This is a genomic window from Actinomadura sp. 3N508, from assembly GCF_044326375.1.
Taxonomy (GTDB): domain Bacteria; phylum Actinomycetota; class Actinomycetes; order Streptosporangiales; family Streptosporangiaceae; genus Spirillospora.
In genome coordinates, this window is record NZ_JBIRAX010000005.1 from 20,356 (window position 1) to 35,857 (window position 15,502).

Annotated in this window: 15 protein-coding genes; 13 read left to right on the top strand and 2 right to left on the bottom strand. The window is 72.4% G+C overall.

Features of this window, described 5'->3' with window-relative positions:
• Positions 1 to 91: 91 nt before the first annotated feature.
• A complete protein-coding gene (locus tag ACH34S_RS18975; protein ID WP_395954003.1) occupies positions 92 to 511 on the bottom strand; it encodes a nuclear transport factor 2 family protein in 420 nt (139 codons plus the stop codon).
• A gap of 210 nt (positions 512 to 721) precedes the next feature.
• On the opposite strand from ACH34S_RS18975, the gene ACH34S_RS18980 reads away from it, so the two are divergent.
• From ACH34S_RS18980 to ACH34S_RS19040, 13 genes are all read left to right on the top strand, one after another.
• Positions 722 to 2,434, top strand: coding sequence for an amidohydrolase family protein (locus tag ACH34S_RS18980; RefSeq protein ID WP_395954004.1), 1,713 nt, complete (start codon positions 722 to 724; stop codon positions 2,432 to 2,434).
• A gap of 13 nt (positions 2,435 to 2,447) precedes the next feature.
• Positions 2,448 to 3,644: an amidohydrolase family protein gene (locus ACH34S_RS18985; RefSeq protein WP_395954005.1), complete on the top strand. Its 1,197-nt coding sequence runs from the start codon at positions 2,448 to 2,450 to the stop codon at positions 3,642 to 3,644.
• Between the two features lie 123 nt (positions 3,645 to 3,767).
• Positions 3,768 to 4,946, top strand: a complete 1,179-nt coding sequence (locus ACH34S_RS18990) for an ABC transporter substrate-binding protein (RefSeq protein WP_395954006.1) — start codon at positions 3,768 to 3,770, stop codon at positions 4,944 to 4,946.
• A 3-nt stretch (positions 4,947 to 4,949) separates the two neighbouring features.
• Complete coding sequence (locus ACH34S_RS18995; RefSeq protein ID WP_395954007.1) at positions 4,950 to 5,825, top strand: branched-chain amino acid ABC transporter permease; 876 nt, start codon at positions 4,950 to 4,952, stop codon at positions 5,823 to 5,825.
• Positions 5,812 to 6,819: a branched-chain amino acid ABC transporter permease gene (locus tag ACH34S_RS19000; protein ID WP_395954008.1), complete on the top strand. Its 1,008-nt coding sequence runs from the start codon at positions 5,812 to 5,814 to the stop codon at positions 6,817 to 6,819. The genes ACH34S_RS18995 and ACH34S_RS19000 overlap by 14 nt, the downstream gene beginning before the upstream one ends.
• Complete coding sequence (locus tag ACH34S_RS19005; protein ID WP_395954009.1) at positions 6,816 to 7,595, top strand: ABC transporter ATP-binding protein; 780 nt, start codon at positions 6,816 to 6,818, stop codon at positions 7,593 to 7,595. The genes ACH34S_RS19000 and ACH34S_RS19005 overlap by 4 nt, the downstream gene beginning before the upstream one ends.
• Entirely contained in the window at positions 7,592 to 8,326 is a 735-nt protein-coding gene (locus ACH34S_RS19010; RefSeq protein WP_395954010.1) for an ABC transporter ATP-binding protein, read from the top strand. The genes ACH34S_RS19005 and ACH34S_RS19010 overlap by 4 nt, the downstream gene beginning before the upstream one ends.
• Positions 8,323 to 9,864, top strand: a complete 1,542-nt coding sequence (locus ACH34S_RS19015) for a class I adenylate-forming enzyme family protein (RefSeq protein WP_395954011.1) — start codon at positions 8,323 to 8,325, stop codon at positions 9,862 to 9,864. The genes ACH34S_RS19010 and ACH34S_RS19015 overlap by 4 nt, the downstream gene beginning before the upstream one ends.
• Complete coding sequence (locus tag ACH34S_RS19020) at positions 9,861 to 10,781, top strand: TIGR03619 family F420-dependent LLM class oxidoreductase (RefSeq protein ID WP_395954012.1); 921 nt, start codon at positions 9,861 to 9,863, stop codon at positions 10,779 to 10,781. The genes ACH34S_RS19015 and ACH34S_RS19020 overlap by 4 nt, the downstream gene beginning before the upstream one ends.
• On the top strand, positions 10,781 to 11,551 hold the full coding sequence (locus tag ACH34S_RS19025) for a hypothetical protein (RefSeq protein ID WP_395954013.1): 771 nt from the start codon (positions 10,781 to 10,783) through the stop codon (positions 11,549 to 11,551). The genes ACH34S_RS19020 and ACH34S_RS19025 overlap by 1 nt, the downstream gene beginning before the upstream one ends.
• 5 nt (positions 11,552 to 11,556) lie before the next feature.
• On the top strand, positions 11,557 to 12,999 hold the full coding sequence (locus tag ACH34S_RS19030; RefSeq protein ID WP_395954539.1) for an aldehyde dehydrogenase family protein: 1,443 nt from the start codon (positions 11,557 to 11,559) through the stop codon (positions 12,997 to 12,999).
• Between the two features lie 13 nt (positions 13,000 to 13,012).
• Positions 13,013 to 14,083 carry a Zn-dependent alcohol dehydrogenase gene (locus tag ACH34S_RS19035; RefSeq protein WP_395954014.1) on the top strand — a complete coding sequence of 357 codons (1,071 nt, stop codon included), beginning with the start codon at positions 13,013 to 13,015 and terminating at the stop codon, positions 14,081 to 14,083.
• Positions 14,084 to 14,208: 125 nt separating this feature from the next.
• Positions 14,209 to 14,844 (top strand): TetR/AcrR family transcriptional regulator, encoded by a 636-nt coding sequence (locus ACH34S_RS19040; protein ID WP_395954015.1) that lies wholly within the window; start codon positions 14,209 to 14,211, stop codon positions 14,842 to 14,844.
• Between the two features lie 19 nt (positions 14,845 to 14,863).
• On the opposite strand, the gene ACH34S_RS19045 is transcribed toward ACH34S_RS19040, so the two are convergent.
• Positions 14,864 to 15,490: a TetR/AcrR family transcriptional regulator gene (locus tag ACH34S_RS19045; RefSeq protein ID WP_395954016.1), complete on the bottom strand. Its 627-nt coding sequence runs from the start codon at positions 15,488 to 15,490 to the stop codon at positions 14,864 to 14,866.
• Positions 15,491 to 15,502 lie beyond the last annotated feature (12 nt).

Below are 15,502 nucleotides of genomic sequence, written 5' to 3' on the forward strand. Positions count from 1 at the left end.
TGCAGGCCTCCTCGGTCGGGCAGCCGCCGTCGATGCCGGGATGGTAGCCCGGCCGATCGCCGGATGTCTACCAGACGGTTGGTAGAAATGGTCACCGGCTCCAGTCGGCGTGCACCCGGCGGGCGGCGATCCGCCAGCGGTCGCCGTCGAGGCGGAGTTCGTCCAGGTAGCGGACGCCCATGATGAGCGCCTCCCGGCGGCCTTCGGCGTCGGCGAAGTGGTGCGCGACGCAGTACGACTCGGTCCGGATGGCGTCGCCGTCCCACTCGCGGAGCTGGTTGCCGATGAAGTGCATGGTGCGCGGGTAGCTCCGGACGCCGTCCAGGAGCCGTGGCAGGTAGGAGCGCAGCGGCCCGCCGAATGACGTGCCCTCGACGTGCGCGTCGGGGGTGAAGCAGTCCCAGACCATGTCGAAGTCGCGGCGGTCGAGGCCGCGGGCGTACCGCAGGATCACCTGCCCGGCGGCGGACTCCGCGGCGAGCCGCCGGACGGTCGCCTCGATGCTGTCCATCGGTTCCTCCCCAACATGACATTCGCGTCTTGTCTTCAGCCGGAGGAGGGTAGGTCCGCAGCCGTTCCAAAACCAGTCTGGACATCGGAATCACCTTGATATACGGCGCTGACGTGCTATCCAGAAGACAAATGACATTCATGTCTTGTCAACGGCTTTGGACCGATACATACTCGTCACTCAACGGCCCGAGGCGACCAAGGAGGAGCGATGCTCGACCTTGCCATCACCGGAGCGACGGTGGTCGACGGCGGCGGCGGACGCCCGGTGACCGCGGATGTGGGCGTCCGCGACGGGCGCGTCACCGCGGTCGGAACCCTCGACGAGCCGGCCCGCGAGACCCTGGACGCCGACGGCCTCGTCGTCTGCCCGGGCTTCGTCGACCCGCACACCCACTACGACGCGCAGCTCTGGTGGGACCCGTTCGCGACGCCGTCCAGCTGGCACGGCGTCACCAGCGTCATCGGCGGGAACTGCGGCTTCACGCTCGCCCCGCTGAACAAGGGCGACGGCGACTACCTGCGCCGGATGATGGCCCAGGTCGAGGGCATGCCGCTCGCCGCGCTGGAGGAGGGCGTCGACTGGACGTGGGAGAGCTTCGAGGAGTTCCTCACCGGCCTGGACGGCAACCTCGGCGTCAACGCGGGCTTCCTGGTCGGGCACTGCGCGCTGCGCCGCTACGTGATGGGCCCCGACGCGATCGGGCGCGAGGCGACCGGACGTGAGGTCGCCGAGATGGAGAAGGTGCTGCGCCGGTCGCTGGAGGCGGGCGGGCTCGGGCTGTCCACGACGCGCTCGTCCACCCACAAGGACGGCGACGGCGAGCCGGTCGCGAGCCGCTGGGCCACGCCCGAGGAGCTGATCAGCCTCTGCCGGATCGTCGGCGAGTACCCCGGCACCACCCTGGAGGGGATGGTGCAGGGCTGCCTCGACCGGTTCAGCGACGAGGAGATCGAGCTGTTCGCGACGATGAGCGCGACCGCCGGCCGCCCGCTGAACTGGAACGTTCTCACCGTCGACTCGACCGACGCCACCAAGATCTCGCACCAGCTCCGGGCCGCCGCGCGGGCCCGCGAGCTGGGCGGCCGGGTCGTCGCGCTGACGATGCCGATCCTCGTCCCGATGAACATGAGCTTCGGGACGTTCTGCGCGCTCTGGCTGATCCCCGGCTGGGACGAGGTGCTGCGCGGCAGCGTCGATGAGCGCGTCGCGCGGCTCAGCGACCCGCAGGTCCGCGAGGACATGCTCGCCAAGGCGCGGACCAGCTCCTTCGCCCGCCTCGCCGAGTTCGGCAACTACGTCATCGGCGACGCCTTCCACCCCGACCTCGCCGAGACGGTCGGCCGCCGCGTCGACGAGATGGCCGCCGAGCGCGGCGAGGACCCGTTCACGACGCTGGCGGACATCGTCTGCAAGGACGGTCTCCGCACCGTCCTGTGGCCGCAGCCGACCAGCGACACCGACAACGACTGGGCGCTGCGGAGCCTGGTGTGGGAGCACCCGGACGTGATGCTCGGCGGCTCCGACGCGGGCGCGCACCTCGACCGGATGTGCGGGTCGCCGTACTTCACCCGGTTCCTGGCCGACTCGCTGCGCGGCCGGAAGCTCGTCTCGCTGGAACGGGCCGTGCAGCTGCTCACCGACGTCCCGGCCCGGCTGTTCGGGCTGCGCGGACGGGGCCGCCTCGCCCCCGGCAACCACGCCGACATCGTGGTGTTCGACCCGGCGACGGTCGACGCGGGACCGGCGACGCTCGTCCCCGACCTGCCCGGCGAGAGCCCGCGGCTGATCGCCGAGTCGATCGGCGTGCGGCACGTCTTCGTCAACGGCACCGAGACGATCCGCGACGGGGTGCCGACGGGCGCGCTGCCCGGCACGGTGCTGCGATCCGGCAAGGAGACCGCCACCGTCGCGACCGGCTGACTGGGAGGACGCAATGACCACCACGATCCCGCGCATCATCTCCGTGGACGACCACGTCGTCGAGCCGCCCGACCTCTGGACCTCCCGGCTGCCGCGCCGCTTCCTCGACCGCGGGCCGCGGATCGTCCGGCAGAAGGGCCGGCTGGCGATCCCCGGCGGCTGGCGGGAGGACACCGGCGGCGACTGGGCCGACGTGTGGCTCTACGACGACCTCGTCACCCCGCTGATGAAGCTGTCGGCGGCGGTCGGGTTCGACGACGTCGGGTTCGGCGCCGTGACCTTCGACGACATCCGGCCCGGCTGCTGGAAGCAGGCCGAGCGGCTCGCCGACATGGACGCCAACCACATGGAGGCGTCGCTCTGCTTCCCGAACACGCTGCCGCGGTTCTGCGGGCAGGCGTTCATGGAGCGCGAGGACAAGGAGCTCGCGCTGCTGTGCGTGCGCGCCTACAACGACTGGATGATCGACGAGTGGTGCGCGGGCCCGGCCCGCGGGCGGCTCATCCCGCTGACCATGGTCCCGCTGTGGGACGCCGATCTCGCCGCCGAGGAGGTCCGCCGCTGCGCCGCCAAGGGCAGCCACGCGGTGACGTTCTCGGAGAACCCGCACCCGCTGGGCCTGCCGTCCATCCACTCCCGCGCCTGGGACCCGTTCTTCGCGGCCTGCCAGGAGACCGGGACCGTGGTGTGCCTGCACATCGGGTCGTCGTCCAGCATGCCGGGGACGTCCCCCGACGCGCCGTTCATCATCAGCTCGACCCTCACGTTCCAGAACGCGATGGGCTCGATGCTCGACTTCATCTTCTCCGGCACGCTCGCGCGCTTCCCCGACCTGACGCTCGCCTACTCCGAAGGCCAGGTCGGCTGGATGCCGTACGTGATGGAGCGCGCCGACAAGCTCTGGCACGAGCGCTCCGACAACTCCTTCGGCACCGACCTGCCCGAACCGCCGACCAGCTACATCCGCGGCCGCGTGTACGGCTGCATCTTCGACGACGAGACCGGTCTCGCCAACCGCGACGTGATCGGCATGGACCAGATCTGCTTCGAGACCGACTACCCGCACGCGGACAGCACCTACCCCGACTCCGCCGAGGTGGCGGCCCGCATCTGCGACAAGGCGGGCCTGGACGACGCGGAGATCTACAAGCTGCTGCGCGGCAACGCCATCCGGGCCTTCGGCCTGGACCGGTACGGCATCACCGCCTGACCGGTATCACCGCCTGACCGGCACCGCCGCCTGACCCGGACCCGCATCGCCGCCTGAAAAAGGGCTTCGCCGCCTGATCCGGCTCCCTCACCCCTGCCCACACGCACAGAGGAGACCACGGGCATGTCGCACAGGAGATCGATCAAGCCGGCCGCAGCCGTCGCGGCCGCCGCCCTGGCCGTCACGGCGGCCGGCTGCGGCGACGGCGGTTCCGGAGCCGGCTCGGACGAACCGATCAAGATCGCATGGATGGGCGCGGAGTCGGGGGAGTACGCGACCAAGGACCGGCACTACGCCATCGACCTGGCGGTCGAGCACATCAACGCCAAGGGCGGCATCGACGGCCGGAAGGTCGAGTACAAGCCCTACGACGGCGGCCTCACCCCGCAGCAGGGCGTCACCGCGGTGAAGAAGGCCCTCGCCGACAAGCCCACCGCGATCGTCGGGCTCGCCACCACCGCGCAGGTGAAGGCCGCCGCGCCGCTGCTGAAGTCGGCCGGGATCCCGACGATGCACTTCGCGCAGTCGCACACGCTCGGCAAGTCGACGCTGAAGGTCGACAACATCTTCCGGTACGGGCCGACCGAGGCGATGCAGACGCACGCGCTCACCGACTACATGGTCAAGAACACCAAGCCGGCGAAGGTCGGGCTGCTGGCCAGCACCGACCCCGGCTCGGACGAGGCCGCCCGGCTGCTGCGCGCGGGCCTCACCGCGGGCGGCGTGACGAACATCGTGGAGCGGCGCGTCCCGCAGACGGCGACCGACCTCACCGAGGCCGTCCTCGCCTTCCGCGGCGTGGACGCCACCGTCTCCTGGAGCTTCCCCACCATCAACTCGCTGTTCCTGCGGCAGCGCGGCCAGAACGGCCTCACCGCGCCGCACTTCGGCGACAACAGCGGCGGCTCCATCCTCGGCGGCAACCTCAACCCGCCCGCCGAGCTCAAGGGCTACCACTACGTGATCGCCTGCGACCCCGACATGTCCGGCACCCCGGAGGCGAAGGCCTACGTCCAGGCCTACCAGGCGAAGTACGGCCCCGGGCCGACGAACCCGCAGCTCGCGCAGGGCTACGACGGCTTCCGGGTCCTCGCCGCCGCGATCCAGAAGGCCGGGTCGAGCGAGCCGAAGGCCGTCGCGAAGGCGCTGGAGTCCGTCCAGTACCAGGGCGTCTGCGGCGCCTACAAGGCCGACGAGGAGAACGACCTCTACCACTCCGACGTGATCATCGACGCGTCCGGCGGGCTGACCGGCCGCAAGCTGCTGCAGAAGTACGACAACCTGACGAGCCGGGCGGGCTGACCGATGGGCCACTTCGTCGGCCTGCTGGCGTCCGGGGTCGCGCAGGGGGCGATCGCCGCGCTGATCGCGCTCGGCATCGTGCTGCTGCACCAGACGACCGGCGTCGTCAACTTCGCGCAGGGCGACCTGCTCACCCTCGGCGCCTACTTCGGCGTGTGGCTGATCGTGGCGCACGGCGTCGCCACGGTCCTCGCCTACGTCATCGTCGTCGCGCTGGTCTTCGCCGTGGGCGTCGCGATGGAGCGCATCGGGTACGCGCCGCTGCGCAGGCAGCCGATCCTCGCGGTCGTCATCTCCACGTTCGCGCTGGCGCTCGGCCTCCGCTCGCTGATCATCCTGTGGCAGGGCAACGACCAGAAGACGCTGCCGTCGCCGTTCGGCGGGTCGGTCTGGCACGTCGCGGGCGCGGCCGTGCCGTACCAGAGCGTCCTGATCGTCGGAGTCACCGCCGTGGTGCTCGCCGCGCTGATGCTGATGCTGCACAGGTCGTCGATCGGACGGCAGGTCCGCGCGCTCGCCGCCGACCGGGAGACCGCGCTGCTCCAGGGCATCCGGGTGACCCGGCTGTCGGTGCTGATGTTCGGGCTGTCGGCGGCGCTCGCCGGGCTCGGCGGCGTGCTCGTCGCGCCGACGCTGACGGTGTCGCCGCAGCTCGGATTCACGCTGCTGCTGTCGTCGTTCGCCGCGACGGTGCTCGGCGGCTTCGACCGGATGGGCGCGACCGTCCTCGCGGCGTTCGGGATCGCGATCGTCCAGCAGATGGCCGCCGGGTACGTCTCGGCGGACTACGTCGAGGCCTACCCGTACCTGATCCTGCTCATCGCGCTGGTGCTGCGGCCCAGCGGCCTGTTCGGGGAGGTCGTCCGTGTCCGCTATTGACGGCGTCGCCCGCCGCACGGAGAAGGCCGGGCCGCCCGCGCTGAAGCCGGCGGTGTTCGACCGGCGGCAGCGGGAGCTGCTGATCGTGGTCGCGATCCTCGGCGCGCTGCTGCCGCTCGGCATCCAGGGCCTGTACGGCACCGGCATCATGATCACGTCGGCGATCTACGGGCTGCTGGCGCTCGGTTTCTACTTCCAGCTCACGCTCGCCGGGCAGTTCAGCCTCGCCACCGTCGGGTTCTACGCGATCGGCGCCTACACCTCGGTGTGGGCCTCGCAGCACGGCGGGTTCCTCGTCGGGTTCGTGACGGCGGTGCTGGTCACCGGGCTGATCGGGATGCTGCTGAAGCTCGCGCTGTCGCGCAGCCCGCTGATCCAGTTCGCCATCGCCACGCTCGCGTTCGGCGAGCTGACCATGATCGTGATGCGGAACTGGACGGGCTTCACCGGCGGCGGCACCGGCCGCTTCGGCATCGAGACGAACATCTTCGGGCTGATGCTCGACACGCCCCGCGAGTACTTCTACCTGGCGTTCGGCGTGCTCGTCGTCGGGCTCGGCCTCGCCGTCCTGGTGGAGCGGTCCCCGGTGCAGCGGGACCTGATCTTCGCCCGCGGCATGGGGGACGTGGCCCGCACGACCGGGCTGTCGACCCTGCGCCTGCAGGCGGCGGCCTTCGGCATCGGCGCCGCGTACATGGGCGGGGCGGGTTCGCTGCTGGCGCACACCTCGGCCTTCATCGACCCCACCTCGTTCCACGTCGAGATCTCGCTGGACGTGCTGCTCATGCTGCTCCTCGGCGGCAGCGGCTCGTTGTGGGGGCCGCCCGTCGGGGCCGTGATCCTCACCCTCATCCCCGAATGGCTGCGCGACCTCGCGGACTACAAGGAACTCGTCTACGCGCTGATCATCCTGCTGGTGATCGTGATGCTGCCCGGCGGGCTGGCCTCGCTGCCCGCCACCGTCCGGGCCCGGCTCAAGGAACGTCGCAAATGAGCACAGAGACGACAGGAACCCCGCTGCTGGAATGCGACGCGATCACGGTCCGGTTCGGCGGCGTGACCGCGGTCGACGGGGTGTCGCTGGACGTGCGGCCCGGCGAGGTCGTCGGGCTGGTCGGGCCGAACGGGTCAGGGAAGTCGACGCTGCTGAACGTGGTGTCCGGGCTGGTGGGCGCCTCCGGCGCGGTCCGGGTGGACGGCGCGGACGTCCCGATCGGCAAGCCCGGCCGGATCACCCGGCACGGCGTGTTCCGCACCTACCAGACGCCGCAGGTCGATCCCGGGCTGACGTGCCTGGAGAACGTCCTGGTCGCGTCCCGGGACCGGGGCGGGCGGTCCACCGCGAGCGCCTGGCTGCGCCGTCCCTCGATGTGGGCCCGCGACCGGGCGCGCTGGAGCGAGGGCGCCGAGGCGCTCGGCCGCGTCGGCCTGCTCGACCGGGCCCACCAGCCCGCCGCCGGGCTGGCCTACGGGGAGCGCAGGCACCTGGAGATCGCGCGGGCGCTGGTCGCCAAACCGCGGCTGCTGCTGATGGACGAGCCCGCCGCCGGGCTCAGCTCCGTCGAGACCGAGCGCCTGGTCGAGCTGCTGGAACAGGTCGCCGAGCTCGGCGCGAGCCTGCTGCTCGTCGAGCACAAGATCGCCTTCCTGGAGCGGCTCTGCCGCCGGATCGTCGTGTTGCAGACGGGCCGCCGCATCGCCGCGGGCACGCCCGCGGAAGTCTGGTCCCATCCCGAAGTGATCAGCGCCTACCTCGGGGAGGCGAAATGAGCGGCCCGCTTCTGGAAGTTCGGGGCCTGGTGGTGTCGTACGGGCAGGTGGACGCCGTGCGCGGCATCGACCTGGACGTCGGCGAGGGCGAGTCCGTCGCGCTGCTCGGCGCCAACGGCGCGGGCAAGAGCTCCACGCTGCGGGCGCTGTCCGGGCTGGCCAAGGCGCGCGGCGAGATCCGCTTCGCGGGCTCCGACCTGCGCAAGACCTCGCCCGACGCCATCGCCAGGGCGGGGCTCGTGCACGTCCCCGAGGGCCGGATGCCGTTCCGCAGCCTGTCCACGGAGGACAACCTCCTGGTCGGCGCCGTCGCCCGCAGCGGGCGCACCCCAGAGTTCGACCTCTCCGACGTCTACGACCTGTTCCCGCCGCTCACGAAGCTCCGGCGGCGCAGCGCGTGGACGCTGTCGGGCGGCGAGCAGCAGATGATGGCGATCGGCCGCGGCCTGCTCGCCGCGCCCCGCCTGCTCCTGCTGGACGAGCCGTCCCTCGGCCTCGCGCCCGCCGTCGTCGACACCGTCTACACGGCGCTGCGCGAGGTCCGCAGCAGGATCTCGGTGCTGGTCGTGGAGCAGAATGCCGGTCTGGCCCTCGACCTGTGCGAACGCGCCTACGTGCTGGCCGCCGGGGAGATCGCCATGAGCGGCGCGGCCGCCGACCTCGCCGACCGCGAGAGCCTCCTCGCCTCCTACCTGGCCCGCGAAAGTAACCCCGAGAGGCAGGCTGGATGACCACCCTCTTCGACATCATCGCCGGTCACGCCGCGACCGGCCCCGGCCGTCTCGCGCTGCTGACCGAGCAGGACGGCGTCCGCACCTACGGCGAGCTGATCGGCAACGCGACCGCGCTCGGCGCCGCGCTGCACGTCAAGCTCGGGATTCAGCCCGGCGAGCGGATCTGCGTGTGGGCGCGGAACCGTCCCGAGTGGGTGGAGACGTACCTGGCCGCAGGCGCCGCGGGCCTCGCCACCGTCGCCGCCAACCCCGAATGGACGGACGCCGAGGCGAAGTACGTCTGCGCCCATTCCGACTCGGTCGCCGTGGTCTGCGACGCCGACCTCGCCGCCCGCGCCGCCGCGCTGGCCGCCGAGATCCCCGGTCTCACGCACGTGATCGCCATCGACGACGGGGAGACCGAGCCGCCGTCGTCCGCGATCTCCTACGAAGAGCTGATCGCGATGGCCCCGGCGGATCCCCGGGACCGGCTGCCGAAGGGCGACGAGGCGGCGTCGGCGGCGCTGCTGATGTACACGTCCGGGACGACGACCGGACGGCCCAAGGCGGTGGTGTCGGAATCGAAGGCCGCGACCGGGATCGACTACAACGAGATGTTCGGCCTCACGGCGTCGGACCGGGCGCTGATCGTCACGCCGTTCTTCCACGGCAACGGGTTCGGCGGGCTCATGTCCGCGCTGGCCTACGGGGCCGCCGCCGTGTTCCCGAGGCGGTTCTCGGCGGGCCGGTTCTGGCGGCTGGTCGACCTCTACCGGCCGACGTACCTGTTCACGCTCGCGCCGATCGTCAACATCCTCATGGGACGGCCCCCGGCCCTGCACGAGAGGACGCACGCGTTCCGGGTGCTGATCGTGCTCGGCTGCGCGGGCGGCGCCCCCGCGATCGAGGAGCGGTTCGGCGCGCCGGTCATCGACTGGTACGGGATGACCGAGGCGGGCATGGGCACCTACACGCGGCTGGACGAGCCGCGCCGCCCCGGTTCGGCGGGCCGCCCGTTCCCCGGCTCGGGGATGGCGATCATCCGATCGGACGGGACGCGGGCCGCCGCCGGCGAGACCGGCGAGGTCGTCTTCGACCGGGAGCGGATCGGCTTCGCCGGCTACCTCAAGGACGCGGAGGCGACCGCGTCCGCGCTGGACGATCGCTGGTTCCACACCGGCGACCTCGGCTATTTCGACGCGGACGGGTTCTTCTTCTTCGTCGACCGCAAGAAGGACATCGTGCGGCGCGGCGGCGAGAACATCTCGTCGATGGAGGTCGAGTCGGTGCTGCGGGAGCACCCGGGCGTGGCGGAGGCGGCGGTGCTGGCGATGCCGGACCCGGTGCTGGGGGAGCGGGTGATGGCGTTCGCGGTCGCCGCCGACCCGGCCCGCCCGCCCGCCGCCGGCGAGGTCCAGACGCACGCGGGCGAGCGGCTGGCGCACTTCAAGATTCCCGAGGAGATCGTCTTCATCGAGCGGATGCCCCGCACCGCCACCGGCAAGATCGAGAAGTTCCGGCTGCGGGAGCGGCTCACCGCGGAGGAGCGGTCATGAGCCCGGTCACCTTCGGGCTGCAACTGCCCGTCCAGGCCCAGTCGAAGCTGTTCGCCCAGCCCTGGGAGCACGCGGCGGGACCGGCCGAGATCGCGGCGGTGGCGCAGGCGTGCGACGCGCACGGCTTCGACTACGTCGCCGTCTGCGACCATGTCGCGATCCCGCGCGAGCACGCGCCCCGGATGACCACGACCTGGTACGACGCGGTCGCCACGCTCGGCTGGCTGGCCGGGATCACCCAGCGGGTGCGGCTGCTGTCGCACGTCTACGTCGTCGCGTACCGGCATCCGCTGCTGACCGCCAAGGCGTTCGCCACGCTCGACGCGCTCTCCGGGGGCCGGGTCGTGCTCGGGGTCGGCGCCGGGCACCTGGAGGGCGAGTTCCACCTGCTCGGCGTCCCGTTCCGCGACCGCGGCCGCCGGACCGACGAGGCGATCCGCGCCATCCGCGGCAAGTTCGCCGACGAGTGGGGCGGCGGCGACGGCGGGCAGAGCCCGCGTCCCGTCCAGCCGGGCGGTCCGCCGATCTGGATCGGCGGCTCGTCGGCGCGCGCCGTCGACCGGGCGGCGCGGCTCGGTGACGGCTGGCTGCCGCAGGGCCCGCCGCCCGAGGGCACCGCCGCCGCCGTCACCCGGCTGCGCGTGATGCTGGAGGCGGCCGGGCGGGCGGACGCGCCGTTCGTGGTCGGCGGCGGCGCGAGCGTCTACGTCGGTGTCCCGGCCGAGGCGGTCCCCGAGCGGACCGTCACCGGCGAGGCGGAGAAGATCGCCGCGGCGCTGCGGGCGGAGGCGGACCTGGGCGTCACCCACCTGCAGCTGTCCTTCCCGGTTCGCGGGCACGAGGAGCTCGTCGACCAGATCGCCGCGTTCGCGCACGAGGTCATGCCGCTGGTCGGCGGCGAAGGAGGAGGGGCCTGATGGACGACTATCCCGTCAAGGTCGGCGCGATGCTGTTCACGATGGTGGACCCGCACCGCGGGCACGAGGTCGCCTACAACCGCTGGTACGAGCGCGACCACTACTACGCGGGCGTCATGGACGGCCCGCACGCCCTCGCCGGCAGCCGCTGGGTCGCGCCCCGCGCCCTCAAGGATCTGCGGTTCCCGGCGGAGAGCCCGTTCGCCGAGCCCCTCGACGCGGGCTCCTACGTGTCGATCTACTGGTACCTGAAAGGCAAGGTGGACGCGCACACCGAGTGGGCGGGTGAGCGCGTCTGGTGGCTGTACGAGAACGACCGCGGCTTCGCCGAGCGGACGCACGCGCACACCGGCATCTACACCTTCGAGTCGGCCAGGTACGCCGACGAGGACGGCGTCCCGATCGAGCTGGCGCTCGACCACGGCTACAAGGGGCTCGCGGTCGTCGTCACCGAACCCGGCGACGGCGGCTCCGCCGAAGGACCCGAGGCCGCGCTGCTCGCGACCGACGACATCGACACGATCGCGTCCTGGACGCCCAAGGGCGGCACCGCCGAAGGCGGCTCGCCGATGGCGCTGGGCACGGCGGGCGGCAGCGCGGACCGCGTCGTCCAGCTCGTGTTCATGGAGACCGATCCGCGCGAGCGCTGGGACGCCGTCCGCGACTACGCCAAGGCCATGGAAGACGCGGGCGCGGGAAGGGTGACGTTCGCGGCGCCGTTCCTGCCGACCGTCGTCGGCACCGACACCTACGCCGACGAGCTGTGGTGACGCTGATGGAGCGCGCGGCCCGCCTCTGGATCGGCGGCGAGCCGGTGGACGGCGAGAACGGCACCTACCCCATCGTCAACCCGGCGACGGAGGAGATCGTCGGCCTGGCCCCGAGCGCGTCCGCCGCCGACGCCGCCCGCGCCGCCGAAGCCGCGGCGGCAGCGTTCCCGGCCTGGTCGCAGACCCCGCCCGCCGAACGCGCCCGGCTGCTCGACCGCGCCGCCGGCCTCCTGGAGGCCCGCTACGCGGAGCTGTTCGCGCTCGTCCAGGCCGAGACCGGCGCGACCACCGCCATGACGCGGACCGCGCAGGTCCCGGCGGCGGTCGCCCGGCTGCGCCGCTACGCCCGCGGCGCGGTCCGCGACATCCCGCTGCCGCCCGCGCCGGATCCGGTGGGACGCGGCGGGCTGGTGAACGCGATGGCCGTCCGGCAGCCGGTCGGCGTCGTCGCGTGCATCACCTCCTACAACGTGCCGCTGACCAACGTGGTCGGCAAGATCGGCCCGGCGCTCGCGGTCGGCGCGACGGTCGTCGTCAAACCCGCCCCGCAGGACCCGCTCGGCGTGATCATGCTGGTCGGCGCGCTGCACGAGGCGGGGATGCCGCCCGGCGTCGTCAACCTCGTCGTCGGGCCGGGCCCGGAGCCGTCCGAGGCGCTGGTCGGGTCGCCGCACGTCGACATGGTGAGCTTCACCGGCAGCACGGCGGTCGGCACGGCCATCGCCGAGGTGGCGGGACGCGACTGCAAGCGGCTCCTCCTCGAACTCGGCGGCAAGGGCGCCAGCCTCGTCTTCGACGACGCCGACCTGGAGGCCGCCGCGCTCGGCACCGCCAGCACCTACACCTTCCATTCCGGGCAGATCTGCACCGCGCCCACCCGCCTGATCGCGCAGCGCGGCGTCTACGAGGAGATGGTCGACCGGCTGTCGGCCATCGCGGGCGCGCTCGCCGTCGGCGACCCGGCCGCGCCGGACACCGCCGTAGGGCCGGTGATCAGCGGCGCGCACCGGGAGCGGATCGAGTCCTACGTCCGCTCCGGGGCGGAGGAAGGCGGCACCGTGGTGGCGGGCGGCGAACGTCCGCCGCTCGACCGGGGCTTCTACGTCGCGCCGACGCTCATCGCCGGGTGTAAGCCCGGGATGCGGGCGGTCCGCGAGGAGATCTTCGGCCCGGTCGTGGTCGCGCTGCCGTTCGACGACGAGGAGGAGGGGATCGCGCTCGCCGCCGCGACCGACTTCGGCCTCTACGACTACGTCTGGTCGCGCGACACCGTCCGGGCGATGCGCGTCGCCCGCCGCCTCCGCGCCGGGAACGTCGGGATCAACACCCTGGCCCGCAATCCCGAGACCCCGTTCGGCGGCTTCAAGCGCAGCGGCGTCGGGCGCGACGGCGGGGACTTCGCCCTGGACGCCTACACCGAGTTGCAGAGCCTGGTATGGCCGGGCTGACGGGAGGACCGTGATGCGCGGCATCGTATGGACGGGCGACCTGGAGGTCCGCGACGACGTCGAGGTCCGGGGGCCGGGGCCTCGGGAGGTGGCCGTCCGGGTCCACCGGGCGGGCCTGTGCCACAGCGACGTGTCGGTCGTGAACGGGACGATCCCGTTCCCCACCCCGGTCGTCATGGGCCACGAGGGCGCCGGGGTCGTGGAGGAGGTCGGACCGGCCGTCTCGCACGTCGCGCCGGGCGACCACGTCGTGCTGACGACGCTCGGGAACTGCGGCCGGTGCGCGGCCTGCGACCGCGGCGAGCCGACGCTGTGCCGCGCCTCGCTCGGCGTCCGCGACGACCGGTTCACCCTCGGCGGGGAGCGGGCCTACCAGTTCGCGAACGCCGGGGTGTTCGCCGAGCGGACGGTCGTCCACGAGTCGCAGGCCGTCGTCATCGGCAAGGACGTGTCGCTGGACGCGGCGTGCCTGATCGGCTGCGCCGTCCTGACCGGCGCGGGCGCCGTGCTCAACCGCGCCCGCGTCCGGCCCGGCGACACCGTGCTGGTCATCGGCGCGGGCGGCATCGGGCAGTCGGTCGTCCAGGCCGCCCGGCTCGCGGCGGCGGGACGGATCGTCGTCGTGGACGCCAACCCCGCCAAGGAGGAGACGGCCCGCCGGTTCGGCGCGACCGACTTCATCGACGCGTCCAGGACCGGCGACGTCCCGGCGGCGGTGCGCGGCCTCGGCCTCACCGGCGGCGTCGACCACGCCTTCGAGTGCGTCGGCCACCCCGCCCTGATCCGGCAGGCGGTGGACCTGCTGGCCTGGGGCGGCACCTGCGTGCTGCTCGGCGTCCCGCCGCGCGACGCCGAGGCCGCCTTCCAGGTCGCCTCCCTCTACCAGAACAAGACGATCATGGGCTGCCGGTACGGGACGGCCCGCCCGCAGCACGACATCCCGCTGCTGGTCGGCCTGTACCGGGCCGGGCGCTTCGAGCTGGACGCGATGGTGAGCCGTGTCTACGACCTCGCCGACATCGGCACGGCGATCGGGGACCTGGCCGGCGGGCGGCTGAACCGAGGGGTCCTGGCACTCGCCTGAGACGGCTAAAGTGACATGACTGTAAACACCACGCGAGCCTTGGACAATGGGCTTTACCGGCTTCACGCTGGATGTCCGGAAACACCCATGTCATCGGGCGGCACGAGTCGAGGGGGTCGAGCCCGTTGGCCGAACCGGTTCCGGCCGGCCAGGAGAGCGGACTCCGGTCGAGGCTGACCGAGGCCGGCCTGCAGGCGTTCGCCCGCTACGGGTACGAGAAGACCACGGTCGACGACGTGATCCGGCTGGCCGGCACCTCCCGGGCCACGTTCTACCGGTACTTCGAGAACAAGCGGGCGCTGTTCCACGAGCTGAGCGGCGACTGCTTCCGCGCGCTGCGGGCGCTCGCCGACCGGCTCGGCGCGCTGCGTCCCGAGGAGGACGCGCGGGCCCGGCTGAAGCTGTTCCTGTCCGACTACGACGCGGTGCACGTCCGGTTCAGCGGCGTCATCCGCGCCTGGACCGACAACGTCGCGCCGCACGACCCGGAGCTCGCAGAGGAGGCCGGGACGGCGTTCGTGAAGCTCGTGAACGCGTTCTCCGGGCCGATCGACGCGGCGCGGATGACGTCCGACGTGCCGACCGAGCTGCGCGCCGCGCTGCTGTACGTGGTCGTGGAGCGCATCCATTTCTACGCGCACTCGGAGTACTCCGAGGTGAACATCGACCGGCTGCACGACACGCTGTCGGTGATGATCCAGCGCGCGTTCTTCGGCCAGGCCGTGCCGGGCGGTTCCCGGCTCCGCATCGGCGGCCGGTGACCCGGCCCCGCCCGAGGGGTCAGGCGGCGGCGGGGGCGGGCGCGCCGAACAGCGACTGGTGGATGAACTCGGTCAGCACGGTCACGATCTCGCGGTGGCTCGCGACGAGCGACCCGTAGTAGTAGGTGAAGTTCGTCCGCTCCAGCGTCGCGTAGATGATCAGCGCGGCGAGGTTGGGGTCGATGCCGATCGCGTCGCTCTCCCTGATCCGGGACGCGATGATCCGGCGGTAGCCGCCCAGCATCTCGACGCCGCTGCGGGCGATCTCCTCCGACGCGGCCTGCGCCTCGACCAGCGCCCGGAACATCGGCATGTGCCGCTGGAAGTGGTCGCAGATCCGCCGCACCCACGCCTCCAGGGCCCGGCGGCCGTCCGGGCCGGCCGTCAGCGGCTCCAGCGACTCCAGCACCTCGGCCAGGTCGGTCCGCATCGGCTCCAGCGACTCCCAGAGCACGTCGGTCTTGTCGGTGAAGTGGAGGTAGAAGGTGCCGTAGGACGTTCCCGCGCGCTCGGCGATCCGGGCGATGCGGGCGTCGTGGTAGCCGTGCGCGGTGAACTCCTCCACGGCGGCGTCGAGCAGCAGCGCGGCCGTGCGGCGGCCCCGCGGCCGGGACTGCCGCTCCTCGGCGGGCGTGTCGTCGCTCACGTGTCGAACCCT

Bases quoted from the DNA above. Each gene is read 5' to 3' on its own strand.
- ACH34S_RS19025 (WP_395954013.1), top strand. From the start codon at position 10,781: ATGGACGACTATCCCGTCAAGGTCGGCGCGATGCTGTTCACGATGGTG.
- ACH34S_RS18985 (WP_395954005.1), top strand. From the start codon at position 2,448: ATGACCACCACGATCCCGCGCATCATCTCCGTGGACGACCACGTCGTC.
- ACH34S_RS19005 (WP_395954009.1), top strand. From the start codon at position 6,816: ATGAGCACAGAGACGACAGGAACCCCGCTGCTGGAATGCGACGCGATC.
- ACH34S_RS19010 (WP_395954010.1), top strand. From the start codon at position 7,592: ATGAGCGGCCCGCTTCTGGAAGTTCGGGGCCTGGTGGTGTCGTACGGG.
- ACH34S_RS18980 (WP_395954004.1), top strand. From the start codon at position 722: ATGCTCGACCTTGCCATCACCGGAGCGACGGTGGTCGACGGCGGCGGC.
- ACH34S_RS19035 (WP_395954014.1), top strand. From the start codon at position 13,013: ATGCGCGGCATCGTATGGACGGGCGACCTGGAGGTCCGCGACGACGTC.
- ACH34S_RS19015 (WP_395954011.1), top strand. From the start codon at position 8,323: ATGACCACCCTCTTCGACATCATCGCCGGTCACGCCGCGACCGGCCCC.
- ACH34S_RS19020 (WP_395954012.1), top strand. From the start codon at position 9,861: ATGAGCCCGGTCACCTTCGGGCTGCAACTGCCCGTCCAGGCCCAGTCG.
- ACH34S_RS18990 (WP_395954006.1), top strand. From the start codon at position 3,768: ATGTCGCACAGGAGATCGATCAAGCCGGCCGCAGCCGTCGCGGCCGCC.
- ACH34S_RS19030 (WP_395954539.1), top strand. From the start codon at position 11,557: ATGGAGCGCGCGGCCCGCCTCTGGATCGGCGGCGAGCCGGTGGACGGC.
- ACH34S_RS18995 (WP_395954007.1), top strand. From the start codon at position 4,950: ATGGGCCACTTCGTCGGCCTGCTGGCGTCCGGGGTCGCGCAGGGGGCG.
- ACH34S_RS18975 (WP_395954003.1), bottom strand. From the start codon at position 511: ATGGACAGCATCGAGGCGACCGTCCGGCGGCTCGCCGCGGAGTCCGCC.